Below are 24,225 nucleotides of genomic sequence, written 5' to 3' on the forward strand. Positions count from 1 at the left end.
ATCGTCTGGGCGCTGGGCTATGAGGTCACTGCGGGCGTCTATGTGCTGTTTGCCGGGCTGATGCTGGCCGGCGCCACCGATGGCGCGTCGCGCCTGGTCTATTACCGGATCGGCTAGACCGATGGGCAAGGGCCAGGCGAGCATAAGCAACACCATCCGCACGCTGCGCTTTCATGCCGGGGAAATGACCCAGGCGGCGCTGGCCGAAAAGGTGGGCGTGACACGGCAGACCATCGTTGCCATCGAGCAGGGGCGCTATTCGCCCTCGCTGGAAGTGGCCTTCCGCATCGCGGCGGCGTTCAAGGTGCCGCTGGAGCAGGCGTTCCAGTGGGAACCACAACAGGCGGAAGAAACGCGCTGAAAACCCTGCCCAAAAGCTGATGGGAAATAGAATCTTAAGCGTCCTCGGTCAAAGTGGCGCAAAGTTTACGAACCGGCGCCCATCAGCCGGAGTGGAGTAGTGGCATCTATGGGCAAGCGTTCCATGCCCGATACCAGCCAGACTGCCGGCCCGCACGTTCCCGTCCTCATGGACGAGGTGCTCGCGGCACTGTCTCCGCTCGCAGGCAAGCGCATCGTCGATGGCACGTTCGGCGCCGGGGGCTATTCCCGCGCGCTGCTTGAGGCGGGTGCCATTGTCATTGCCATTGATCGCGACCCCAGCGTGCAGCCCTTCGCCGATGCGCTGATGGCCGAATTCGAGGGGCGATTCATGTTTGTCCCCGGCACATTTTCCGGGCTCGATACGCTGGCGTCCGAGCATGGCCCCATAGATGGCGTGGTGCTCGATATCGGCGTCTCCTCGATGCAGCTCGACCAGGCCGAGCGCGGCTTTTCCTTCATGCGCGAGGGACCGCTCGACATGCGCATGAGTGGGCAGGGCGAGAGCGCCGCCGATCTGGTCAACGGGCTTGAGGGCGAGGCGCTGGCCAATCTGCTCTATGCCTTTGGCGAGGAGCGCAAATCCCGCCGCATCGCCCAGTTTATCGTCGCGGCGCGCGAGACCGCGCCGATTGCCACGACGCTGGAATTGGCCCGCATCATCGAAAAGGCCATCGGACGCAAGCCCGGCGATCCGCATCCAGCGACGCGCTCGTTCCAGGCACTGCGCATTGCCGTCAATGCCGAATTCGACCAGCTGGTCGAAGCCCTGTTTGCCGCCGAACGGCTGCTGGCCGAGGGTGGCCGGCTGGTCGTCGTCACCTTCCATTCGCTGGAAGACCGCATCGTCAAGCGCTTCTTCGACCCCGACAAAGGCGGTCCGGCCCAGTCGCGGCACATGCCGCAGGTGGAGACCGAGGCGCGGCGCTGGGTCGAGGTCGCCAAGGCCAGGAAAGCCGGAGAGGCCGAACTGAGCGGCAATCCGCGCGCGCGGTCTGCCACATTGCGCGCCGCCAGCCGGTCGGCTGCGCCGTCGCGGCCGGTCAAGCTTGATGGTTTGGGTGTTCCGCAGATCCGGGGCGCCGCATGATCCGCAATCTCAACATCATCCTGATCTTCACCAGCGTCTTCATGCTGGCCGGGGTCTATGCGCTCAAATTTTCCATCGAGACGACCGCCAGCGAGCGCACGGCGCTGATCGCCGAGATCGACAGCCAGGAGGGGCAATTGTCGCTGCTCAAGGCCGACGAGGCAGTCCTCGGCCAGCCGGGCCATATCGAGCCTATCGTGCGGCGGCATGAAATGGCGCTGGCCATCGCGCCGGTCAAGCAGGAGCAGTTCGGCGCCTTTGCAGCGCTGCCGATGCGTCCGGCCAAGCCCAATAGCGCTGCCATGGATTCCCTGTTCGAGTCGCTGGCTGCCGGTGTCGATCCGATCGACGCGATCCTCGAACTCGAGGGGATCGAATAATGGCGGTTGTCGGCGAGGATTTCGGCCCCACCATTTCGCTCGATGGCGCCCGCAAGGTGCGCGGCAACCTCACCCAGGCGCGCATTCGCTGGATGGTGCTGGCCATGGTGCTGGGCTTTGGCCTGGTCGGGGGACGGCTGGTGCAGCTCGGCATGGTGGTCCCCGATTCCACCATCGAGGGGCAGGCGCGCGACGTCATCACCGCCACACGGCCGCCGATTCTGGATCGCAACGGCCTCGAAATGGCGGTGGATATCCGCGTGCCGTCGCTGTTCGCCGAGCCGCGCCGCATCATCGACGTGGAAGAAGCCGTGCAGCGGCTGCGCACGGTATTGCCCGATCTCGAAGAGGACTGGCTGCGCGAGCGGCTGACCGGCGACAAGGGCTTTGTCTGGGTGCAGCGCGAACTCTCGCCGGCCATCCAGGACCGCGTAATGCGGCTGGGCATTCCCGGCATCGACTTCATCACCGAATCCAAGCGCTTCTACCCGGGCATGACCGAGGCCAGCCATATCCTGGGGTCGACCAATATCGACAACCAGGGCATTGCCGGCATCGAGGCGCATATGGATGGCGAGAATGTCGCCCTGCTGCAGGATCTGGGCCTGGCGCGCGGCAATGCGCTGGCCCCGGTGGAGCTGTCGGTCGACATGCGCGTGCAGCACGTGATGCACGAGCAATTGGTCGATGCGCTAAGCCGCTATCAGGCTGTCGCGGCGGCTGGGGTGATGATGGACATCCACACTGGCGAGATCATCGCGCTGGCGTCGCTGCCCGATTTCGATCCCAACGATCCTGCGAGTGCGCTGGTCAAGGACAGTTTCAACCGCGTTACCGCCGGCATCTTCGAGCCCGGCTCCATCTTCAAGACCGTGACCATGGCCGGTGCGCTGGATAGTGGCGCCGTGTCGCTCACCGATCAGTTCGATGCACGTTTCGGCATCCGCTTCGGCCGCTTCACCATCGACGACTTCCACGGCAAGCACCGCATTCTCAGCCTGCCGGAGGTGTATAAGTACTCCTCCAATATCGGCACGATCCGCGTCATGCAGGCCATGGGCAAGGACAATTTTCGCGCCTTCCTCACACGCGTGGGTTTTGACGCTCGCGTGCCGTTCGAACTGCCAGAAATGCGTCTGCCCAGCGTGCCAAAGGACTTCTCGGAGGTAGGCGCGGCCACGGCCGCCTTCGGCCATGGCCTTTCGGTCTCCCCGCTGCACATGGTCGCGGCCTATGCCGCCTTCGTCAATGGCGGTAACCTGGTGCCGCCCACGCTCTACAAGCGCGACGTGGCCGATGCCGAGCCGCTCTACCAGCGCGTGTTGCAACCTGCGACCAGCGACGCATTGCGCTATCTCATGCGTCTCAATGCGCTCGAAGGTTCGGGGTCGCAGATGAACAAGGCGGCGCAGGGCTACCGGGCTGGCGGCAAGACCGGCACTGCCGAAAAGGTGGTCGACGGCCGCTATTCGTCCAACAAGGTCACCAACTTCTTCGCCTCGGCTTTCCCGCTCGACAATCCGCGTTATGCAATGGTCATCATGGTCGACGAGCCCAGGGCAGAAAACGCACAAACGGGCACCACGGCCGGCTGGAATGCCGGCATGGTCACCGGCCGGATCGTGCAGCGCGTAGCGCCCATGCTGGGCATTGCCCCTGATTTCTCCGAAGTTCTGGACCAGAACCTCGTTCCACCCGTTCTCCGATAGATCTGATCCAGAAGGATTTGCCGCCGTGTCACTCAGTGTAACACAACTGCTCGAAGGCTCCGGCGCCCGCCCCAAAAAGGGCCTGGGCGCCGTGTTCGGCCTCAATTCCGACAGCCGCCGGATCGAGCCGGGAGACATCTTCTTCGCGCTGCCCGGGCACAATGTGCACGGCAACCAGTTTGTCGCCGACGCCGTCAGGCGCGGGGCGCTGGCAGTCATCAGCGACACGGCGCCGGTGGGCGATCCGGGCGTGCCGGTCATCATCGTCAAGGATGTGCGGGCCTCCTATGCCCGCGCCGCCTCGCGCATCTTCGAGCCGCAGCCGGAAATCACTGTCGCGGTGACGGGCACCAATGGCAAGACCTCGGTGGCCTCGTTCGTCCGCCAGATCTGGACCTATTCGGGCATTCCCGGCGCCAGCATCGGGACACTGGGCGTCGAGACTGCCAATCGCCTGATCGAGGGGAGCCTCACCACCCCGGATTCGCGCACGTTGCACCAGTCGATGCGGGCGCTCAAGGCGCAGGGCATCGACCACGTCGCGCTCGAGGCATCGAGCCACGGGCTCGACCAGCGCCGGCTCGATGGCATGCATTTCGAGGCGGTGGCCTTCACCAATCTCAGCCGTGACCATCTCGACTACCACGCCGACATGGACGAGTACCGCAATGCCAAGCTGCGCCTGTTTACCGACCTATTGGTCGATAGCGGTCCCGCGGTGGTCAATGTCGACGATCCGGAATACGAGCCCTTCATGTTCGCCGCGCTCGGCGCCGGGGCAACGCTGCTGACCGTGGGCCGGGAGGGCGCCTATATCGAGGTGCTGTCCATCAAGCCGGAAGGCTATGGCCAGCGCGTCGAAGTGCGCCATGTCGGCGAAAAGCTCAGCTTCCATCTGCCGCTGACCGGCGAGTTCCAGGTGTCCAATGCCATCGTGGCCGCAGCCTTGGCCATGTCGACCGGCGTCGACAAGGCGCAGGCGTTTCCGGCCCTTTCCGAACTCAAGGGCGCCAAGGGGCGGCTTGAACTGGTGGCCGAGCACAATGGCGCGGCCATCTTCGTCGACTATTCCCACAAGCCCGTGGCACTCGAATCCGCCCTTGCCTCGCTTCGGCCATATGCCAAGGGAAAGCTGCGGGTCGTATTCGGGGCAGGGGGCGATCGAGACAAGGGCAAGCGGCCGATGATGGGCGAAGTGGCCCAGCGCATGGCCGATGACGTTATCGTTACGGACGACAATCCGCGCACCGAAGACGCCAAGACCATCCGCGCGGAAATCCTCGCGGCGGCCAAGGGCGCCAAGGAAATCGGCGACCGCAAGGCGGCGATTACCGAAGCGGTGAAGTCGCTCAAGCCGGGCGATGTCCTGCTGGTTGCAGGCAAGGGCCACGAGGACTACCAGATCATCGGAACGACGAAACACCATTTCTCCGACCATGAGGTCGTGGCGGAGGCGATCAAGGGGTAGGAGTTTGAGCGAGCCGAAGCCACTGAGCCACACCTCTCCCTTCGGGGGAGAGGCCGGCGCGCAGCGCCGGGTGAGGGGGCCTTCCCCGCACACCGCGCCCAGTAAAGGCCCCCTCACCCGACCGAAGACGGTCGACCTCTCCCCCAAAGGGAGAGGTGAAGACGCTAGCGGCCACATCAATCCATGACTCAGCCCCTCTACACCATCGCCGACATCCTCTCCGCGACCGGCGGCACGACCGACCTCGCTGCCGACACAACCATCAACTCCATCTCCATCGACTCCCGTGACCTCGGCCCCGATGCGCTGTTCGTTGCCATCAAGGGCGACCGCTTCGACGGCCACGATTTCGTCGACAAGGCGCTGGAGAACGGCGCCGCTGCCGCCCTGGTGCACAAGGGCGAGGGACCAGGGCGCATCCACGTGGCTGACGCACTCGGAGGTCTGCGCGATATCGCCCGGGCTGCCCGCGCGCGCAGCAGGGCCATAGTCGTCGGCGTTACCGGCAGCGTCGGCAAGACCACGACCAAGGAAGCCATTCGCGTGGTATTTGAGGCGGCGGGGGAGACCCATGCCTCAATCAAGAGCTTCAACAATCACTGGGGCGTGCCACTGATGCTGGCGCGCTTCCCCGAGCAGGCGGAGTTCGGCGTCTTCGAAATGGGCATGAGTGCGCCCGATGAAATCCGCCCGCTGGCGCAACTGGTGCGGCCCCATATTGCCGTCATCACCACCATCGCCCCGGCGCATCTGGAAGCGTTCGGCTCGCTCGACGGCATCGCCCGCGCCAAGGCCGAAATCTTCGCCGGGCTCGAGCCGGGCGGCACCGCCGTGCTCAATGCCGACCACGCGCAGATCGGCGTGCTGCTCGACGAGGCCAATGCCGCCGGGGTCGGCCGGGTGGTGACCTATGGCGAGGCGCGCGGCACCGATTGGCAGATTGTCGACATCCAGGCCATTGGCGAGCGCAGCTTCGCCATTATTGAGCATGAGGGCGAGCGCCACGCGCTCGTTCTCAACGTCCCCGGTCGCCACATGGTCGCCAATGCCACCGCGGCGCTGGCCGTGGCCCATATCGCGGGCGTTGAGCCGGCAGTGGCTCTCCGCGCGCTGGCCGGTTTCGGCGCGCAGCCGGGCCGCGGGATGCGCAGCCGTCTGGGGCCAGAGGAGCGGCCGCTGCTGCTGACCGACGAGAGCTACAATGCCAATACCGCCTCGATGAACGCGGCGCTTGAAGTGTTCGGCGGCCAGGCCGCTCCGGGCGGCCGCAAGGTGGTCATCCTGGGCGACATGCTGGAGCTGGGGCCGCAATCGGCGAGCCTGCATGCGAGCCTGGCGCCGGCCGTAAACGCATCGGGCGCCGAGCGCGTCTATCTGGTCGGGCCGGCAATGGCGGGGTTGGCGGAGGCGCTGGGCGCCGGGCGTGTTGCCGCCCACACACAGACGGCGGCGGAGATGGCGGAGATCGTGCTCAACGACCTTGCCTATGGCGACGCAGTTATGGTCAAAGGGTCCAACGGCGTGGGGCTTGCGGGCGTCGTCGAGAAGATCCGCCAACGGTTCGAAAGCAACTGATCCCACCCAACGAGGACGCTTCGTTTCATGCTGTACTTTCTCGGCCAGCTGGGTGACACGCTCACGGCCTTCAACGTTTTCCGCTACATCACCTTCCGCACGGCGGGCGCTGTCATTACCGCGCTGTTCTTCGTGTTCCTGTTCGGCCCGGGCATGATTGCCCTGCTGCGCCTCAAACAGGGCGGGGGCCAACCCATCCGCGAAGATGGCCCTGCCGGGCACCTGCTGACCAAGAAGGGCACGCCAACCATGGGCGGGCTGATGATCCTGTCGGGCGCGGTGACGTCGACGCTCCTCTGGGCCAATCTTTCCAATGGCTATGTCTGGGTGGTGCTGTTCGTCACCGTGGGCTTCGGCGCCATCGGCTTTTACGACGACTATCTCAAGGTCAAGCGCATGAGCCACAAGGGCTTTGGCGGCAAGCAGCGACTGCTGATCGAGGCGGTGATCGGTGGCATTGCAGCCTTTGCCATCTCCCAGCTTGCCTCTGGCGCCTATGGCACCTCGCTGCTGTTCCCCTTCGTCAAGGATCTGGCTCTCAATCTAGGCTATTTCTATATCCTGTTCGGCGGCTTCGTTGTCATAGCGGCTGGCAATTCGGTGAACCTGACCGATGGACTCGATGGCCTCGCCATCGTGCCGGTTATGGTCGCAGCAGCCTGCTTCGCGCTGATCGCCTATCTCGTGGGTAGCGTGAGCTTTTCTGACTATCTGCTGCTCAATTACGTGCCCGGCACGGGCGAGCTTTCGGTGGTCTGCGGCGCGCTCATTGGCGCGGGGCTGGGCTTCCTGTGGTTCAATGCGCCACCGGCGCAGATATTCATGGGCGATACCGGCTCGCTCGCCCTGGGCGGTGCTCTGGGTACGATCGCGGTGGCCACCAAGCACGAGATCGTCCTGGCGATTGTCGGCGGGCTGTTCGTGCTGGAAACCGTTTCGGTGATCGTGCAGGTGACCTCATTCAAGCTCACCGGCAAGCGCGTGTTCCGCATGGCGCCGATTCACCACCATTTCGAGCATCTCGGCTGGACCGAGAGCCAGGTGGTGATCCGCTTCTGGATTATCAGCTTCGTGCTGGCGCTGATCGGGTTGTCGAGCCTCAAGCTGCGTTAAGCACCAGCAGCGACCTCTTTTCGCAAAACGCAACGCGAGTTCGGAAATCGGTAACCAACGACCTGCTACAATTGCAGGCAGTTTGTATCGAGTAGCCCGGCGTTCCCCTCCATGATGTTTTCCCGTGCCGAAAAGACGCCTCTGGCGGAGTGGTGGTGGTCGATTGACCGGGAACTGCTCGGCGCGCTGATCCTGCTGATGACCTGCGGCATGGTGCTGAGCTTTGCGGCCAGCCCGCCCGTCGCCGAGCGGCTGGGCCTGTCGCCTTGGCACTTCATCATTCGTCACGCCATGTTCTGCGTGCCGGCGCTGATCGTGCTGGTGGGAACGTCGTTTCTCAGCCACCGGCAGGCGCGGATCTGGGGGCTGGTGACGCTGGTCGTCAGCTTGTTGCTGCTGTGGGCCACGCTGCGCTTTGGCACCGAGGTCAAGGGTGCGCGGCGCTGGATTTCCTTTGCCGGCCAGTCGATTCAGCCGTCCGAATTCGTCAAGCCGGGCTTTGCGGTGATCGCCGCCTGGCTGTTCTCGGAGTCCATGGTGCACAAGAATGTGCCCGGCAAACTGCTTGCGACTGCCATCATGCTGGCGATTGTCTTCGGCCTGCTGCTGCAGCCCGATATCGGGCAGACCGCGCTGGTGCTGGCCACCTGGGCGGTGCTGCTGTTTCTCTCGGGCATTTCGTGGTTCATCATTTTCGGGCTGGCCGGAGCGGCCGGCGGGCTGCTGTTCGGCGCCTATATGTTCTTCCCGCATTTCTCGCGCCGTATCGACACCTTCCTCAACCCAGAGGGGGGCGGCAATACCTACCAGATCGACCGTGCGCTGCAGTCGTTGCTGGAAGGCGGCTGGTTCGGGCGCGGTCCCGGTGAATCCATCGCCAAGAAGCTGATCCCCGACGCTCATGCCGACTATGTCTTCTCCGCCGCGGCCGGCGAGTTCGGCATTCTGTTCTGCATGGTGCTGGTCACGCTGATCGCCTTCATCGTCATCCGCGCCATGATGGGGGCACAAAGGCAGACGAGCCTGTTCGCGCGCCTCGCCGCCTCGACGCTGGCGATCCAGTTCGCCATGCAATCGGGGATCAACCTGGCTGTGAACCTCAACCTCATTCCCCCCAAGGGCATGACCCTGCCATTCGTCTCCTATGGCGGTACCTCGATGATCGCCATTGCCTTCGGCATGGGGCTGATGCTGGCCTTCACCCGCACCAAGCCGGAAGAGCGCATGGCCACCGGCCTGCCCAGCTATCGAAGCGCCGTGGCGCCGCTGGCGCCAGCCGAATGAAGAAGTTTATGCTGATGGCAGGCGGTACGGGAGGACACCTCTTCCCGGCCATGGCGCTGGCGCAGGAACTGCTGCGGCGCGGCCACGTGGTCGAGTTGATGACCGATCATCGCGTCGAGAGCTATGGCGCCGATTTCCCGGCCAGCGCGATCCACATCGTGCCCTCGGCCACACCGTCGCTCACCAACCCGATCAAGTTCCTCGCCGGTGGCTTCAGGATTCTCGGGGGCATTGCCATCGCTTTCGGCAAGCTGCGCAAAGCCAAGCCCGATTGCGTCATCGGCTTTGGCGGCTATCCGACCTTTCCGCCCTTTGTCGCCGCCAGCTTGCTGGGCATTCCCGGTATTCTGCATGAGCAGAACGCTGTGATGGGCAGGGCCAACCGGGCGCTAGCCCGGTTCGCCGATATACTGGCGATGAGCTATGACAAGACCAAATTTGCCGACCAATTGAGCCTCGAAAAGCTGGTGACGGGCAATCCGGTGCGCGATCGGGTGCGCGCCGTGGCCGGTACGCCCTATCCGGCGCTCGGCGGCGATGGCCCGATCCGCCTGGTGATCTTTGGCGGCAGCCAGGGCGCCAAGGCACTTTCCGACATCGTGCCCGCCGCCATCGCCAGCATAGCCGAGACGATCCGACATCGCCTGCATATCGTGCAGCAGTGCCGCGCCGAAGATCTCGACCGGGTGGCCGAAACCTATCGGCAGGCCAAGGTCAATGTCGAGCTGGCGGCCTTCTTCACCGACCTGCCCGAGCGCATCGCTCGCAGCCATCTGGTGATCGGGCGGTCCGGCGCCTCGACCATTGCTGAGCTGACCGTGCTCGGGCGCCCGGCCATCCTGGTGCCGCTGCCCGGCGCGGTCGATGCCGACCAGAAAAACAACGCGCTGGTGGTCGATGCGGCCGGCGCGGGCTGGCTGGCCGAGCAGGCCACGCTATCGCCGCAATCGCTAGGCACTCGCCTCACGAACCTGTTAGCTGACCCCGCCACCCTCACCAAGGCGGCCGCGGCCGCCCGCGCGCTGGGCCAGCCGCGCGCCGTAGAGAAGCTGGCGGACCTCGCCGAAATGCTCTCCGGCAAGAACCTCGAAGTGGATCCTCGCTCATGAAAATGCCCCGCAATATCGGGCCCGTCCACTTCATCGGCATCGGCGGCATCGGCATGAGCGGCATTGCCGAAATCCTGCACAATCAGGGCTATACCGTGCAGGGCTCCGATGCTTCGCTCAATCCCAATGTGCAGCGGCTGCGTGACATGGGCATCAAGGTCGAGATCGGCCAGAGCGGCGACAATCTGGGCCAGGCCGAAGTGGTCGTGGTCTCCTCCGCCATCAAGAGGGACAATCCCGAGCTGGTCGCAGCACGCGCCAAGGCTTTGCCGATCGTGCGCCGCGCCGAAATGCTGGCCGAGATCATGCGCTTCAAGACCGCCATCGCCATAGGCGGCACGCATGGCAAGACCACCACGACCACGCTGGTGGCCACGCTGCTCGATGCCGGCAATCTCGACCCCACCGTTATTAATGGCGGCATCATCAATGCCTATGGCACCAATGCGCGGCTGGGGGCGGGTGAGTGGATGGTGGTTGAGGCCGACGAGAGCGACGGCACCTTCATCAAGCTGCCGGCCGATGTCGCCATCGTCACCAATATCGATCCCGAGCATCTTGACCATTATGGCGACTTCGAAGGCGTGAAGAAGGCCTTCCACCAGTTCGTCGAGAACGTGCCCTTCTACGGTTTTGCCGTGATGTGCCTCGACCACCCCGAAGTGCAGGCGCTGGTTGGCCAGATCAAGGACCGCCGCGTCATCACCTATGGGCAAAATCCGCAGGCCGATGTGCGGCTGGTCGATCTCGAGACCATTGACGGCGTCAGCCATTTCGCCGTCGAAATCCGCGACCGCATCCGACAGACCCAGTTACGCATCGACGGGCTCGAACTGCCCATGCCGGGCGTCCACAATGCGCTCAACGCCACCGCCGCCATCGCCGTGGCCGACCAGCTGCATGTGCCGGCCGAGGCCATTCGCAAGGGGCTCAAGGGCTTTACCGGCGTCAAACGCCGCTTCACACGGACAGGCGTAGTTGGCGGCATCACCGTCATCGACGACTATGGCCACCATCCGGTGGAAATCGCCGCCGTGCTCAAGGCTGCACGCCAGTCCACGCGGCGCGATGTGATCGCCGTGGTGCAACCGCACCGCTACAGCCGCCTGCATGACCTGTTCGACGATTTCTCGGCCTGCTTTAACGATGCCGATACGGTCATCGTCGCGCCGGTTTATGCCGCGGGCGAGCAGCCGATGCCCGGCGTCACCCATGAAGAGCTCGTCGCCCGCATTCGTGCCCGCGGCCATCGCGATGCCCGGATCATCGACCGGCCCGAAGCGCTGGCCCCCTTGCTTGCCGGGCGCGCCGAGGATGGCGACTATGTCGTGTGCCTGGGCGCCGGCAATATCACCCAATGGGCGGCCGCCCTGCCGGCCGAACTTGGAGCACTGCTCGGAAAAGAGCCGGAATGAGCATGACCAAGCATGTTGCCGTCCTCATGGGTGGGTTGTCCAATGAACGCCCGGTATCGCTGAGTTCGGGACAGGGTTGTGCCGAGGCGTTGCGTCGGGCCGGCTATCGGGTGACCGAGGTCGATGTCGGCTACGACATTGCCGAGCGGCTGCGCGAGCTCGCGCCGGACGTCGCGTTCAATGCGCTGCATGGCCGCTTCGGCGAGGATGGCACGATCCAGGGTGTGCTGGAGTTCCTGCGTATTCCCTATACCCATTCCGGCGTGCTGGCGTCGGCGCTGGCCATGGATAAGCACCAGGCCAAGATCATGCTCAAGGCGGCCGGCGTGCCGGTCACCGACCATGTGATAGCCAGCCGCGCGGAAGTCGGTCGCGCCCATGTGATGCCGGCCCCCTATGTGGTCAAGCCCGTTGCCGATGGATCGAGCTTCGGCATCCTGATCGTCAAGGCCGACCAGTCCCACCCCCCGCAGGAAATCCTGGGTGAAGACTGGAAGGGCGGCGAGGAGCTGATGGTCGAGCGCTACATCCCCGGCCGCGAGCTGACCTGCGCGGTGATGGGCGACGTTGCCCTGCCAGTGACCGAGATCGTTACGGACCTGGCCTTCTACAATTACGAGGCGAAATACAGCGCCGGTGGATCACAACATGTTATCCCCGCTCAGATTTCACCGAAAATTTACGACAAAGTGCAGAAGATGAGCCTGAAGGCGCATGCCGCGCTTGGCTGTCGCGGCATCACCCGAACCGACTTCCGCTACAATGATGCAGCGGGAGAAGATGGTGAGCTTGTCTGTCTGGAAATCAATACCCAGCCGGGCATGACCCCCACCTCTCTGGCGCCTGAACAGGCGCTATATGCCGGGCATTCCTTCGAAGAACTAGTCGCCTGGATGGTGGAGGACGCGAGTTGCAACAGGTAAAGAGCGAGACCTTTCTCGCTGGCGCAAGGATCGTCGATCCCCGCGCATTGCCTGTTCCTGTCCGCTCCCGCCAGCGCAAGCTTGCCAACAACGTCGGCCGCGCCTGGGTGCTGCATCGCCAGGCGATGCTGCGCGGCGCCAGTGTGGCCGCGCTGCTGGTCACTGCGGGCCTGCTCTATCAATTGCGCGATCCCATGGTGGCTGGCGCCACGGTGCTGGGCGAAGTGGCGCAGGGCCGGTTCGCCGATGCCGGCTTTGCCATTGGAGAGATCTCCATCACCGGCCAGGCGCTGACCAGCGAACAAGCCATTTTCGATGCCTTGGGCGTCGAGCCGCACACGTCCACGGTCTCCTTCGACGTGGAAGCTGCCCGCCAGCGCATTGCCGAGCTTCCCGCTGTCAGTGCCGCCACCGTGCGCAAGACCTATCCTGGCGATGTCATCGTCTCGATTACCGAGAAAGTGCCCGTGGCGCGCTGGCACGTGGACGGCATCACCTTCGTGGTCGATGCCGCGGGCGAGCAGATCGGCGAGGACCGCGGCGCCTATGGCGACCTGCCGCTGGTCGTCGGCGACGGTGCCAATGATGATGCCCTAGTGATGATCCGCGCGCTCGACCAGCATCCCGCGCTCAAGGACGGGCTGATGGCGCTGTCGCGCATCGCCGATCGCCGCTGGGACCTCATCTATGACACCGGCCTGCGCGTGCAGTTGCCGGAGCTGGGCGTGGCCCGGGCGCTGCTGCACCTCGAAAGCTACCAGGCCGACTATCAGCTGCTCGACCGTGACCTGACGATGATCGACATGCGGGTTGCCAGCCTCGTGGCCGTCCGTCCGACCAAGACCGAGGAGGAATTGGCAAAGGACGAGGAGGAGAGGAAGGCCGCCATCGCCGAGCGCGCCCGCTCAACCCAGCCTTACCCCTTGCCGCCGCGTAATCTCCCCTCAACCACCCTGTTTCAAGCGACTACCCCGCAATGATGACCGACGCCATGACCTCCCGGCTTCGCCCCGTCCAGCCCGGCAAGACCACGCTGGTGGCCGTGCTCGATATCGGCTCGACCAAGATCTGCTGCGTCATCGCCAGGTTGACGCCGCGGGCCGAGGGCAGGGCGCTTCGGGGCCGCTCACACCAGGCCGAGGTGATCGGCTTTGGCTATGGCCCGTCCTCGGGAGTCAAGAGCGGCGTCGTCACCGACATCGAAAAGGCCGAGCAGGCCATCCGCTCCGTGGTGGGCATGGCCGAACGCGCTGCCGGGCTGACGCTGGAAACCGTCATCGTCAACGTCACCGCCGGCCGGCTTGGCTCGGAAACCTTTTCCGCCGCCGTGTCGCTTGATGGCCAGGAAGTCGAGAAGGCCGATATCCATCGCGTGCTGCGCGCCGTCAACGAACGCTCGGTGCGTCCGGAGCGCTCCATCATTCACGCGTTACCCATCGGTTACGCGATTGACGGCCAGAAGGGTATCCGCGACCCCAAGGGCATGGTCGGCGACAAGCTGGGCGTCGATGTCGCCGTGGTCAGCTCGGAAACCCTGGCCATGCGCAATCTCGAGCTGGTGCTGCATCGCTGCCACCTGCAGATCGAGGCGCTGATCGCCACGCCCTATGCCTCGGGCCTGGCGGTGCTGGTCGATGATGAATCCCAGCTCGGCGTTGCCTGCATCGACTTCGGCGGCGCGACCACCACGGTTTCGGTCTTCAATGACGGCCATCTGGTCTATGCCGATGCCATCGCCATTGGCGGGCACCACCTGACGCTCGACATCGCCCGCCAACTCTCGGTGAGCGTCGACGATGCCGAGCGCCTCAAGACTTTCTACGGCTCGGTGCTGCCCGGCCAGGCCGATGAGCGTGACCTGATCGCCATCCAGCCGGTCGGCGCTACCCATGACGAAGCGCCGGGGCAGGTGGCCCGTTCGGTGTTGACCCGCATCATGCGGCCGCGCATCGAGGAAATCCTTACCGCCATCCGCGACCGCATGCAGGCTACCGGCATGATGGATGTCTGCGGCCGCCGCTTCGTCTTGACCGGCGGCGCCAGCGAGATGACCGGCCTGCCCGAAGTCGCCCGCCGGACCCTGGCCCGCAATGTGCGCACCGGCCGCCCGATGGGCATTGCCGGCCTGCCCGAAATGGCCAAGGGCGCTGCCTTCGCCACCGTGGCCGGCATGCTGATCTATCCGCAGGTGTGTTCCCAGGAATATTCCGAGCCGCGCGGCAGCCGCAAGCTGACGGGCACAGACGGATACTTCGCCCGCGTCGGCAACTGGCTCAAGACGAGCTTCTAGCTGCGCAGGTCGCGGATGCCCCAGACCAGCAGCGTCGCGCCCAGCGCTCCGAAGGCCAGGCCAAAGGCGGCCTCGATGGCGCGCCAGAAGCGGCCATAGGTCCGCATCGCCATGCCAGTCGAGAACAGCAGGCCATAGGTGCCGTAGATGGCGACAGCCGAAAGCGCCACCATCGGCCCGAAGGCTAATACCTGCGCGCTGCCGAGACCGGCGCCGAACAGGAAGGTGGCCACGGCCGACCACATCAGTGCCGCCTTGGGATTGGTCATCACCACGAAGAAGCCGCGGCGCCAGGCGTCGAGGTCGCTCAGCGGCGCCTTGCTGGCGGTCACCGTCGAGGTTTCTCCCGCAACAATGGCGCGAAGCGCCCGGTAGGCGATCAGCAACAGGTAGAAACCGCCGGCAAATTTAAGCAGGGTCAACAGCAGCGGGAAGGCCGAAAACAGGGCTCCCAGCCCGAAGGACACTGCCGCTGCCCAGACCAGCGTGCCGGTGCCGATGCCGGCCACCAGCAGCAATGCGGCCTTGCGGCCCTGGCCCAGGGCCACGCTGGCAACGGCCATCATATTGGGCCCGGGCGACGCCTGGGCAAGCGCCACGCCGAGCCAGGCGGCAAGGAAAGCTTCGATCATGGCGGGGACTCAGGTGAACATGGATGTCAGCCTAGCCTGCCGCTGCTCCGCCGCCAACGGCCAGCGGGCAAGCCATCTCAGCCCGCATAGGCCTTCTGCAGGTCTGCTACGATCAGCTTCTTCATGCCCAGCATAGCGTCCATGGCGCGCTTGGCGCCCGCCTTGTCGGGGCCGGAGACGGTCTCGAAGATCTGCTTGGGCACGACCTGCCAGGAGAGGCCGAACCTGTCCTTGCACCAGCCACACATGCTTTCCTCGCCGCCACCGCCGACCAATTTGTTCCAGAAGTAATCCACCTCTTTCTGGTCTGCGCAGTCGATCATGAAGCTCACCGCCTCGTTGAACTTGAACTGCGGGCCGCCGTTGAGGAGCATGAACTTGTGCCCCTCCAACTCGATCACAGCGGTAAAGGCGGGCTTGTCCGGGGCCTGGCGGACGACGTCGTGGACCTTCGCGGACTTGAATGTCTCGGTGTAGAACTTGATGGCGTCATCGATGCGGTCGTCGAACCACAGGCAGGGCATGATCTTGGTCACAGTCGCTTCTCCTTTTTGCAGAACCAATTCGTTATATTGCTAAATGGTTATATTAAAGCTGTCAAGCGTATACCGGCTGCCGAAGGGCCGGATCGGCCGGCGCGTGGTTAACGGGAGGTCAAAGCGTAACCGGCAAGTGTCGCAAATTGCGATCACGTTAACACCGGCGCGACAATTGTTAGGGGCCGGTTAACATTTGGGAGGGTAAATCTTTACCAACCAAGCCACTATGAGGCCATCTATGACCATCAACCTCACCATCCCGGACATTCAGGAACTGAAGCCGCGCATTACCGTCTTCGGTTGCGGTGGCGCCGGCGGCAACGCCGTTAACAACATGATCGAATCCGGGCTCGATGGGGTGGACTTCGTCGTCGCCAACACCGACGCCCAGGCATTGGCCCTGTCCAAGGCGCAGCGCATTATCCAGCTCGGCGTCGGCGTTACCGAAGGCCTTGGTGCCGGCTCGCATCCCGAAGTTGGTCGTGCGGCGGCCGAAGAAAGCTGGGACGAGATCAATGACCATCTCAGCGGTTCGCATATGGTGTTCATCACCGCCGGCATGGGTGGCGGCACCGGTACCGGCGCTGCGCCGGTGGTGGCCCGTGCTGCCCGCGAACAGGGCATCCTGACGGTTGGCGTTGTCACCAAGCCGTTCAATTTCGAAGGTAATCGTCGTGCTCGTCTGGCCGAAGACGGCATCGATGAGCTGCATCGCCATGTCGATACGCTGATCGTCATCCCCAACCAGAACCTCTTCCGCGTCGCCAACGAAAAGACCACCTTCGCCGACGCCTTCGCGATGGCCGATCAGGTGCTGTTCTCCGGCGTTGCCTGCATCACCGATCTGATGGTCAAGGAAGGCCTGATCAACCTCGACTTCGCCGACGTGCGCGCCGTGATGCGCGGCATGGGCAAGGCGATGATGGGTACCGGCGAAGCCTCCGGCGAAGATCGTGCCCGCCACGCCGCCGAAGCCGCCATTGCCAATCCGCTGCTCGACGACGTCTCGATGCACGGTGCACGGGGTCTGCTGATCTCCATCACCGGCGGTCCGGACCTGACGCTGTACGAAGTCGACGAAGCGGCCAGCCGCGTCCGTGAGGAAGTCGATGTGGATTGCAACATCATCCTGGGCGCGACCTTTGATCCGAGCCTCACCGGCACGATCCGCGTGGCCGTGGTCGCCACCGGCACCGATGCGACCATGGTGCAGGCGCTCGAGCCGGCCAAGCCGCATGCTTCGCGCACGCCGCTGGAAGTCCGCCGTCACGTGCCGGTCGAGCCGAGCCGCGCGCAGCTAGAGCGCTCCGCCGCCTCCGCTCCGGTTGTGCAGCAGGCCATCGAGCATCAGGTCGAAGCGGCCGTGGCTGAAGCTTTCAGCTTTGATATGCCCGCTTCCACCTATCACGATCAGGAAGATGACGGTGTTTCCGTCGAGCCTTACATTCCCGCCGCCGAAAGCGTGCAGGAGTCCGACGAGGCCGATACCGTGGACGAGTCGCCGGTTCCCAGCGTCTATGTGCCCTCCCACGCCGCTCGCCCCGAGGGACAGCGCCGCATGCCGCGCACCGAGGAGCTGCCGATTGTTGCGAGGCGGTCACAGGAGCCGCAGGAACGTCATGACCCTGAGCCGCGCAATGCACGGGCTCTGTTCAAGAAACTTGCGTCCAATGTCGGCCTCAATCTGGGTCAGCCCACGCCCTCCAGCAAGGACGAAACGGCCTACTCCGCCGCTGATGACGCCGCTGCGCGCAGTGCCATAGAGGCCGGTGGCGCAAGGGGTTCGCGCGTTGCGCCGCCCGCCGAAGGGGCTCGTGGCACGCTCGATCCCCATGGTCGCCAGCCGGCGCCTGCGCCGCAAAAGGACAGTCTGGAAATCCCGGCTTTTCTGCGCAAGCACGGTTAATCCGGGGTGACGATATCCTCAGAACATTGCTCGGTGCGACTTTCGCACCGAGTTTTTTTTGGCTAACACAGATTCCGGGCGTATGGGGCTTGGGGTCGGAGTTATTCGCGTATGCACAAACTGTCCACGCGCCAGCGTACCCTCGCGGCTGCGATCAGCTTCGCTGGTTACGGCGTTCATAGCGGTCAGCCGGTCACGCTGACCATCAGCCCCGGCGCAGCCGACACGGGTCTCACTATCTGTCGCCAGCAGGGCGATGGCAGCACCACAGATCCTGTAGCCGTTCATTTCTCGCGGGTCACCCGCACCACGCTGTGCACCACGCTGGACCTGGGCGACAGCATCAGCGTCGCCACTATCGAGCATGTCACCTCGGCCCTCAGCGGCATGGGCGTGGACAATGCTGTGATTACCCTTGATGGCGGCGAATGCCCCATCCTGGACGGCAGCGCGCGGCCTTTCGCCGAAGCCATTCTGCAGGTCGGGATGGAAATCCAGCCGGCGCAGCGCAAGTTTCTCAAGGTCATCCGCGCCGTCACCGTGCGCAACAACGATGCCTTTGCCGCTCTCGAGCCCTATAATGGCCGGGCGCTCGACCTCGAGATCGATTTTGACAGCAAGGTCATCGGTCGCCAGCGCATGATCTTCGACTGGACGCCGCGGCGCTATTACGAAGACGTCTCGCGCGCCCGCACCTTTGGGTTCGTACGCGACGCCAAGATCCTGCGCCAGGCGGGCTATGCGTTGGGTTCCAGCCTCGACAATTCCATCACCGTGCATGAGGACAAGATCCTCAACCCGGGCGGCCTGCGCTACGAGGACGAGTTCGTCCGCCACAAGCTGCTCGATGCCATCGGCGACCTGTCACTGGGCGGGCTGCCGATCTGGGGCCGTTTCCGCTCCTACAAAGGGGGCCATGCCCTCAACGCCCATGTGTTGACCGGTCTCTTTGCCAGCGAAGCCAACTATGAGATAGTTGGCGCAGAAGACCTGCCGCTTGAATTCGAGGCGTTCGACGATCAGCCCGATGGGTTGGCGGTCAATCATTACCTGCGGTCCGTGCGCTGATCCTGGCCAGGGTCGGCTTGCGGCGCCACAGTTTTGATCCATTTGCTAACTACGCCGCAGCCAGCGGTTTCCTATAAGGACGGGGCAATTCGTGACAATTGACGCTTTTGGTGGTTTCACCAGCCGGGCCACCCGGTTCCTGACGATTGCCGTTTTTGCCGCCATATTGGCCGGTTGCAGCATGTTTGGCCCGCAAAAGGTCAAGGAAACGCCGATCATTCCGGCCGCGACCCTGTACCAGTCGGCGCTGGACGACATGGATCGCCAGTATTTCCAGACCGCGATCAAGTCGCTGGAACAGCTTGACCGGCAGCATCCGCGCGACCCCATGGTCGAGAAGTCCAAGCTGATGCAGGTCTATGCGAACTATCGCAGCGGCGAGCTGGAAGAGGCGATCCTGGCGGCCGACCGCTATATGGCGCTCTATCCGAACGGCAAGGACGCGGCCTATGTCCTCTATCTCAAGGGCAATGCCTACTTTGCCCAGATCAAGGACATCACGCGCGACCAGCAGCTGTCGACCGACGCGATCGAGACCTACCGGCTGGTGATCTCCACCTACCCCAATTCCGAATATGCCGAGGACTCCAGGGAAAAGCTCCTGGTGGCCTATGACCAGCTTGCCGGCAAGGAAATGTCGGTTGGCCGCTACTATCTCGGCAATGGCCAGTATACGGCTGCCATCAACCGCTTCCGCGTTGTGGTGGAGACCTGGCAGACCTCGACTCATATCGAGGAAGCCCTCTATCGGCTGACCGAGGCCTATCTGTCGCTCGGGCTCACCAACGAGGCGGCCACCGCAGCTGCCGTGCTGGGTCACAATTACCCTTCGAGCACCTGGTACAAGCAGGCTTTCGAAGTGCTGGGCAAGCAGGGCCTGGCGCCAGCCATCAACAGCGGCAGCTGGATGGCCTCGCTGCGGAGCTGAGGATTCTTACCTCTCCCTTTGGGGGAGAGGTCGGCTTGCGTAGCAAGACGGGTGAGGGGGCCTTCCCCGACCCACTGCACGCGTAAAGGCCCCCTCACCCGACCCAAGAGGGTCGACCTCTCCCCCAAGGGAGAGGTGAAGAAGTAATCTGTTGCTAGTTTGTTCCGGGGCGCTACAATGCGCCCCGGGTCGTTTGTGTTGAACGGCATGCGAACCGCGGCGTCATTCCCGGGAATCTGCCTGTGCGTAAGGCGGATTCCCGCTTTCGCGAGAATGGCGCCGGGATGCTAAACTGCGTTGAGCAATGGCCGGTCCGCGGCCCACACGAAGCTTGGGAATAGTCCGCGCATGCTGAACGCGCTTTCGGTTCGCAACATCGTCCTCATCGACCAGCTCGATCTGGCTCTGGACGGCGGCATGACTGTGCTGACCGGCGAGACCGGCGCCGGCAAGTCCATCCTGCTGGATGCGCTCACCCTTGCGCTGGGCGGGCGGGGCGACGCCTCACTGGTACGCAGCGGGCAGGAGAGCGGCCAGGTGGTCGCCGTGCTGCAACTGGCCGCCGACCATCCGGCCCGCGAGGCGCTGCGCGACAATGCCATTCCCGACGACGAGGATGTCATCCTGCGCCGCGTGCAGTTCGCCGATGGCCGCACCCGTGCGTTCATCAACGACCAGCCGGTCTCTGCGGCGTTGCTGCAAAAGGTGGGCAGCCAGATCGTCGAAATTCACGGCCAGCACGATGATCGTGCGCTGGTCGATGTCGCCACCCACCGTGCCGCGCTCGACGCCTTTGGCGAGCTGGAAGACGCCGTGGCCAAGGTGCGCGACGCCTTCCAGGATGTGAGCGATGCGCAGGAGGCGGTCGCCGCACAGAAGGCGCAGGTGGCCCAGGCGCTGGCTGCCGAGGATTATGCCCGCCACACGGTTGAGGAACTCTCCAAGCTCAAGCCGGTGGCCGGCGAGGAAGAAGAGCTCGCCGAGCGGCGCCAGCACTTGCAGCAGGTCGAACGCTCCGCCTCGGACGTCACCGAGATTGACGAGATGCTCAACGGCCCGTCGGCCCCCGCGCCGGCTCTGGCTAGCCTGATGCGCCGGCTGATGCGCAAGATCGATGGCGGCTCGACCCTGTTCCAGCCCATCGTCGATACGATCGACGCCTCGCTGGTGGCGCTCGACCGTACCAGCGACGCGCTCGAAGAGCTCAAGCGCGAAATGGCCTATGATCCGGCCGAGCTTGAGGGCGTCGAAGAACGCCTTTTTGCTCTGCGTGCCGCTGCCCGCAAGCATCAGACGAGCTGTGATGGTCTTGCCGAGGTGCTGGCGAAATACAGCGCCGACCTCGAAACGCTGCAAAGCGGGGAGACCAGGCTGGTTGCCCTCGTAGCCGCCGAGGCCAAGGCGATGGAGACCTATCGCAAGGCTGCCCAGGCCCTGAGTGCGGGGCGGGCTAAAGCTGCCAGCGCGCTGTCCAAGGCCGTCGGCGCCGAATTGCCCGATCTCAAATTGGGCTCCGCCAAATTCATCGTCGATCACCAGATCGACGCGGCGCGTATTGCCGCCGCCGGCTTTGACCAAATAGCCTTCCACGTGCAGACCAATCCGGGCACGGCGGCTGGCCCGCTGCTCAAGGTGGCTTCGGGTGGTGAGCTCAGCCGGTTCCTCTTGGCGCTCAAGGTGGTACTGGCGGACCGCGGTTCGGCGCCAGTGCTGATCTTTGACGAAATCGACACCGGGGTAGGCGGCGCGGTCGCCGATGCCATCGGCCGCCGCCTGGCGCGGCTGGCGGGCAAGGTGCAGGTGCTCGCCGTTACCCATGCGCCCCAGGTTGCGGCCCGGGCGCAACGCCATCTGCTGATCGAAAAGCAGGCGGTCAAGGAAGGCGCCTTCATGCGCACCCATGTCAAACCGCTCGACATCGCTGCCCGCCAGGAAGAAGTGGCCCGCATGCTGGCAGGCGCCAAGGTAACCGACGAAGCCCGCGCCGCGGCGAGCAAGCTGCTGAGCGAAGTGGGGTAGGGCGCGCCCCTTTCTTCCCTTCTCCCCTTGTGGGAGAAAGTGGCGCGCAGCGCCGGATGAGGGGGCGCGATGCGGCAGCTTTCCGTGGCTACGGAAGCGACCCCTCACCCGCCCTTCGGGCACCCTCTCCCACAAGGGGAGAGGGGGGATCAGTGGCAAATCAGTGCATGAGTAAGCAATGACCGACCTGTCCAAGAAACCCGTCGACGATCTCACCGAGCCGGAAGCCGATGCCGAACTGGCGCGGCTGGCTGCAGCCATTGCCGCGGCCGATATCGCCTATCACCAGAACGACGCGCCAGAGATCACCGACGCGGCCTATGACGAGATGCGCCGCCGCAACGACGCCATCGAGGAGGCCTTCCCCAATCTGGTGCGCGAGGACAGCCCCTCGCTCAATGTCGGCGCGCCGCCGGCCGAAGGTTTTGCCAAGGTGCGCCATGCCGTGCCGATGCTGAGCCTAGCCAAGGCATATACCGACGAGGACGTGGTCGATTTTCTCGAACGCGGCCGGCGCTTCTTCCAGAAGGACGAGGGGCTGGAGATCGCGTTTACCGCCGAGCCCAAGATCGATGGGCTCTCCGCCTCCTTGCGCTACGAGAACGGCGTCTTTGTGCAGGGCGCGACGCGCGGCGATGGTAGTGTGGGCGAGGACATCACCGCCAATCTGCGCACCATCAAGGACATTCCCGAAAAGCTGGCCGGGTCCGGCTGGCCGCAAAGCATCGAAATCCGCGGCGAGGTCTATATGACCTATGAGGAGTTCCAGGCGCTCAAGGCCCGCTCCGCCGCTGCCGGCGGGCAGGACTATGTCAATCCACGCAACACGGCAGCCGGTTCGCTGCGGCAGAAGGATGCCTCGATCACGGCCAGCCGCAACCTCAAATTCTTCGCCTATGCCTGGGGGCATACCAGCGAGGAGCCGGCGCCGACGCAATATGACGCGGTGCAGAAATTTGCCGAATGGGGCTTCAAGGTCAGCCCGCTGATGGTGCGGGCGAAATCGGTCGGCGAGCTGATCGCGCAGTATCGCCTGATCGAGGAACAGCGCTCCTCGTTGGGCTACGATATCGATGGCGTCGTCTACAAGGTCGACCAACTCGAGCTGCAGCGCCGCTGGGGTTTCGTCACCGGCGAGCCGCGCTGGGCCGTGGCGCATAAATTCCCCGCCGAGCAGGCGACCACCGTGGTCAAGCGCATCGACATCCAGGTCGGCCGCACCGGCACGCTGGCCCCGGTGGCGCGGCTCGAACCCGTTACCGTGGGTGGTGTCGTGGTCGAGAATGTAACCCTCCACAACGAGGACTATATCAAGGGCTTCGACAGCAACGGGCTGCCGATCCGGGAGGGCGTCGATATCCGTATCGGCGACACCGTGGTCATCCAGCGGGCAGGGGATGTCATCCCCCAGATCGTGCGGGTGGTGCTGGAAAAGCGCCCGGCCGATGCCGTGCCCTATGAATTTCCCCATGCCTGCCCGGTCTGCGGCTCGCCCGCAACGCGCGAGATCAACGAGAAGACCGGCAAGGAAGACTCCCGTCGCCGCTGCACCGGCGAACTGATCTGCCCGGCCCAGGCGGTGGAAGGGCTCAGGCATTTCGTGTCGCGCGGGGCGCTGGATATCGAGGGGCTGGGGGCCGAGAATATCGAGCTGTTCTTCTCCAAGGGCCTGGTCAAGACCGCCGCCGATCTCTTCACCCTCAAGGATCGCCGCCCTGCGGTGCAACAGGCGTTGGCCGAGCGGCGCGAGGAGCAGGCCAAGGTGCGCGAGGCGGCGTCGGGCAAGACGCGCAAGGCCGTGCGCAGTGTCGAGGATCGCAATTTCGAGGGCCTCGACAAGCTCTTCGCCGCCATCGATGCGCGGCGTGAGCCGGAGCTCGACCGCTTCATCTTCGCGCTGGGCATTCGCCATATCGGGGAAACCACGGCAGCCGTGCTGGCCCGCACGTTCGGGACGATGGAAGAGCTGATCCGCGTCGGCAAGGAAACCGCGGCCGCCGAGGATCCGCAAATGGTGTTCCCGTCGGTGGATGGCATTGGCGGCACGGTGATCGAGGCGCTGGTGGATTTCTTCGGCAACGAGCGCAATGATGACGCGCTCGATGCCCTGCTGGCCCAGGTTCATCCCAAGCCCTATATCGTCGTCGTTTCGGCCGACAGCGTCGTCGCCGGCAAGACGGTAGTGTTCACCGGCTCGCTGGAAAAAATGTCACGATCGGAAGCCAAGGCCATGGCCGAACGCATGGGTGCCAAGGTGGCCGGTTCGGTTTCGGCCAAGACAGATATCCTGGTTGCCGGACCGGGAGCAGGCTCGAAGCTGAAATCGGCCGAGGCGCTGGGTGTCGAGGTGATTAGCGAAGATGAATGGTTCGCGCGGGTGGGCAAGTAGCGTCATG

At 64.3% G+C, this 24,225-nt stretch carries 20 protein-coding genes; 18 read left to right on the top strand and 2 right to left on the bottom strand.

What is annotated here, in order from left to right; translation table 11 throughout:
• Nucleotides 1–121 precede the first annotated feature (121 nt).
• The 13 genes from V6M52_RS05770 to ftsA all read left to right on the top strand — a co-directional run bounded on the left by V6M52_RS05770 (nt 122) and on the right by ftsA (nt 14,737).
• On the top strand, nt 122–361 hold the full coding sequence (locus V6M52_RS05770) for a helix-turn-helix transcriptional regulator (protein ID WP_332685955.1): 240 nt from the start codon (nt 122–124) through the stop codon (nt 359–361).
• A gap of 108 nt (nt 362–469) precedes the next feature.
• Entirely contained in the window at nt 470–1,471 is a 1,002-nt protein-coding gene (rsmH, locus tag V6M52_RS05775; protein WP_332700332.1) for a 16S rRNA (cytosine(1402)-N(4))-methyltransferase RsmH, read from the top strand.
• The gene (gene ftsL, locus V6M52_RS05780) at nt 1,468–1,851 is read left to right on the top strand and encodes a cell division protein FtsL (protein WP_332685959.1); all 384 of its coding nucleotides are present in this window, start codon (nt 1,468–1,470) and stop codon (nt 1,849–1,851) included. The genes rsmH and ftsL overlap by 4 nt, the downstream gene beginning before the upstream one ends.
• Nucleotides 1,851–3,560 carry a peptidoglycan D,D-transpeptidase FtsI family protein gene (locus tag V6M52_RS05785; RefSeq protein WP_332700335.1) on the top strand — a complete coding sequence of 570 codons (1,710 nt, stop codon included), beginning with the start codon at nt 1,851–1,853 and terminating at the stop codon, nt 3,558–3,560. Before ftsL ends, V6M52_RS05785 begins: the two co-directional genes overlap by 1 nt.
• 25 nt (nt 3,561–3,585) lie before the next feature.
• Complete coding sequence (locus tag V6M52_RS05790) at nt 3,586–5,028, top strand: UDP-N-acetylmuramoyl-L-alanyl-D-glutamate--2,6-diaminopimelate ligase (protein WP_332685963.1); 1,443 nt, start codon at nt 3,586–3,588, stop codon at nt 5,026–5,028.
• A 183-nt stretch (nt 5,029–5,211) separates the two neighbouring features.
• A complete protein-coding gene (locus tag V6M52_RS05795) occupies nt 5,212–6,603 on the top strand; it encodes a UDP-N-acetylmuramoyl-tripeptide--D-alanyl-D-alanine ligase (RefSeq protein ID WP_332700337.1) in 1,392 nt (463 codons plus the stop codon).
• Between the two features lie 27 nt (nt 6,604–6,630).
• Nucleotides 6,631–7,716, top strand: a complete 1,086-nt coding sequence (gene mraY, locus V6M52_RS05800; protein WP_332685967.1) for a phospho-N-acetylmuramoyl-pentapeptide-transferase — start codon at nt 6,631–6,633, stop codon at nt 7,714–7,716.
• Nucleotides 7,717–7,830: 114 nt separating this feature from the next.
• Nucleotides 7,831–9,000, top strand: coding sequence for an FtsW/RodA/SpoVE family cell cycle protein (locus tag V6M52_RS05805; protein ID WP_332700373.1), 1,170 nt, complete (start codon nt 7,831–7,833; stop codon nt 8,998–9,000).
• A complete protein-coding gene (murG, locus tag V6M52_RS05810) occupies nt 8,997–10,109 on the top strand; it encodes an undecaprenyldiphospho-muramoylpentapeptide beta-N-acetylglucosaminyltransferase (RefSeq protein WP_332700339.1) in 1,113 nt (370 codons plus the stop codon). The genes V6M52_RS05805 and murG overlap by 4 nt, the downstream gene beginning before the upstream one ends.
• Nucleotides 10,106–11,524 carry a UDP-N-acetylmuramate--L-alanine ligase gene (gene murC, locus V6M52_RS05815; protein WP_332689413.1) on the top strand — a complete coding sequence of 473 codons (1,419 nt, stop codon included), beginning with the start codon at nt 10,106–10,108 and terminating at the stop codon, nt 11,522–11,524. The genes murG and murC overlap by 4 nt, the downstream gene beginning before the upstream one ends.
• 2 nt (nt 11,525–11,526) lie before the next feature.
• Nucleotides 11,527–12,447 (top strand): D-alanine--D-alanine ligase, encoded by a 921-nt coding sequence (locus V6M52_RS05820; protein ID WP_332689410.1) that lies wholly within the window; start codon nt 11,527–11,529, stop codon nt 12,445–12,447.
• On the top strand, nt 12,435–13,427 hold the full coding sequence (locus V6M52_RS05825) for a cell division protein FtsQ/DivIB (protein WP_332700341.1): 993 nt from the start codon (nt 12,435–12,437) through the stop codon (nt 13,425–13,427). The genes V6M52_RS05820 and V6M52_RS05825 overlap by 13 nt, the downstream gene beginning before the upstream one ends.
• Before the next feature lie 11 nt (nt 13,428–13,438).
• A complete protein-coding gene (gene ftsA / locus V6M52_RS05830; protein ID WP_332700343.1) occupies nt 13,439–14,737 on the top strand; it encodes a cell division protein FtsA in 1,299 nt (432 codons plus the stop codon).
• On the opposite strand, the gene V6M52_RS05835 is transcribed toward ftsA, so the two are convergent.
• Nucleotides 14,734–15,369, bottom strand: a complete 636-nt coding sequence (locus V6M52_RS05835) for a LysE family translocator (protein WP_332700345.1) — start codon at nt 15,367–15,369, stop codon at nt 14,734–14,736. The two genes, ftsA and V6M52_RS05835, sit on opposite strands and share 4 nt — an antisense overlap.
• 77 nt (nt 15,370–15,446) lie before the next feature.
• Complete coding sequence (locus tag V6M52_RS05840; protein WP_332687459.1) at nt 15,447–15,905, bottom strand: VOC family protein; 459 nt, start codon at nt 15,903–15,905, stop codon at nt 15,447–15,449.
• A 241-nt stretch (nt 15,906–16,146) separates the two neighbouring features.
• On the opposite strand from V6M52_RS05840, the gene ftsZ reads away from it, so the two are divergent.
• The 5 genes from ftsZ (at nt 16,147) to ligA (ending at nt 24,218) form a co-directional block, all read left to right on the top strand.
• The gene (gene ftsZ, locus V6M52_RS05845) at nt 16,147–17,814 is read left to right on the top strand and encodes a cell division protein FtsZ (protein ID WP_332700347.1); all 1,668 of its coding nucleotides are present in this window, start codon (nt 16,147–16,149) and stop codon (nt 17,812–17,814) included.
• Between the two features lie 111 nt (nt 17,815–17,925).
• Nucleotides 17,926–18,882 (top strand): UDP-3-O-acyl-N-acetylglucosamine deacetylase, encoded by a 957-nt coding sequence (gene lpxC / locus V6M52_RS05850; RefSeq protein ID WP_332700349.1) that lies wholly within the window; start codon nt 17,926–17,928, stop codon nt 18,880–18,882.
• A gap of 91 nt (nt 18,883–18,973) precedes the next feature.
• Nucleotides 18,974–19,810 carry an outer membrane protein assembly factor BamD gene (locus V6M52_RS05855; protein WP_332700351.1) on the top strand — a complete coding sequence of 279 codons (837 nt, stop codon included), beginning with the start codon at nt 18,974–18,976 and terminating at the stop codon, nt 19,808–19,810.
• Between the two features lie 348 nt (nt 19,811–20,158).
• Complete coding sequence (recN, locus tag V6M52_RS05860; protein ID WP_332688935.1) at nt 20,159–21,829, top strand: DNA repair protein RecN; 1,671 nt, start codon at nt 20,159–20,161, stop codon at nt 21,827–21,829.
• 187 nt (nt 21,830–22,016) lie between these two features.
• Nucleotides 22,017–24,218 carry an NAD-dependent DNA ligase LigA gene (gene ligA / locus V6M52_RS05865; protein ID WP_332700375.1) on the top strand — a complete coding sequence of 734 codons (2,202 nt, stop codon included), beginning with the start codon at nt 22,017–22,019 and terminating at the stop codon, nt 24,216–24,218.
• The last annotated feature ends 7 nt before the right edge of the window (nt 24,219–24,225 follow it).

Origin of the sequence: Devosia sp., from assembly GCF_036676215.1 — a bacterium.
Taxonomy (GTDB): Bacteria; Pseudomonadota; Alphaproteobacteria; order Rhizobiales; family Devosiaceae; genus Devosia.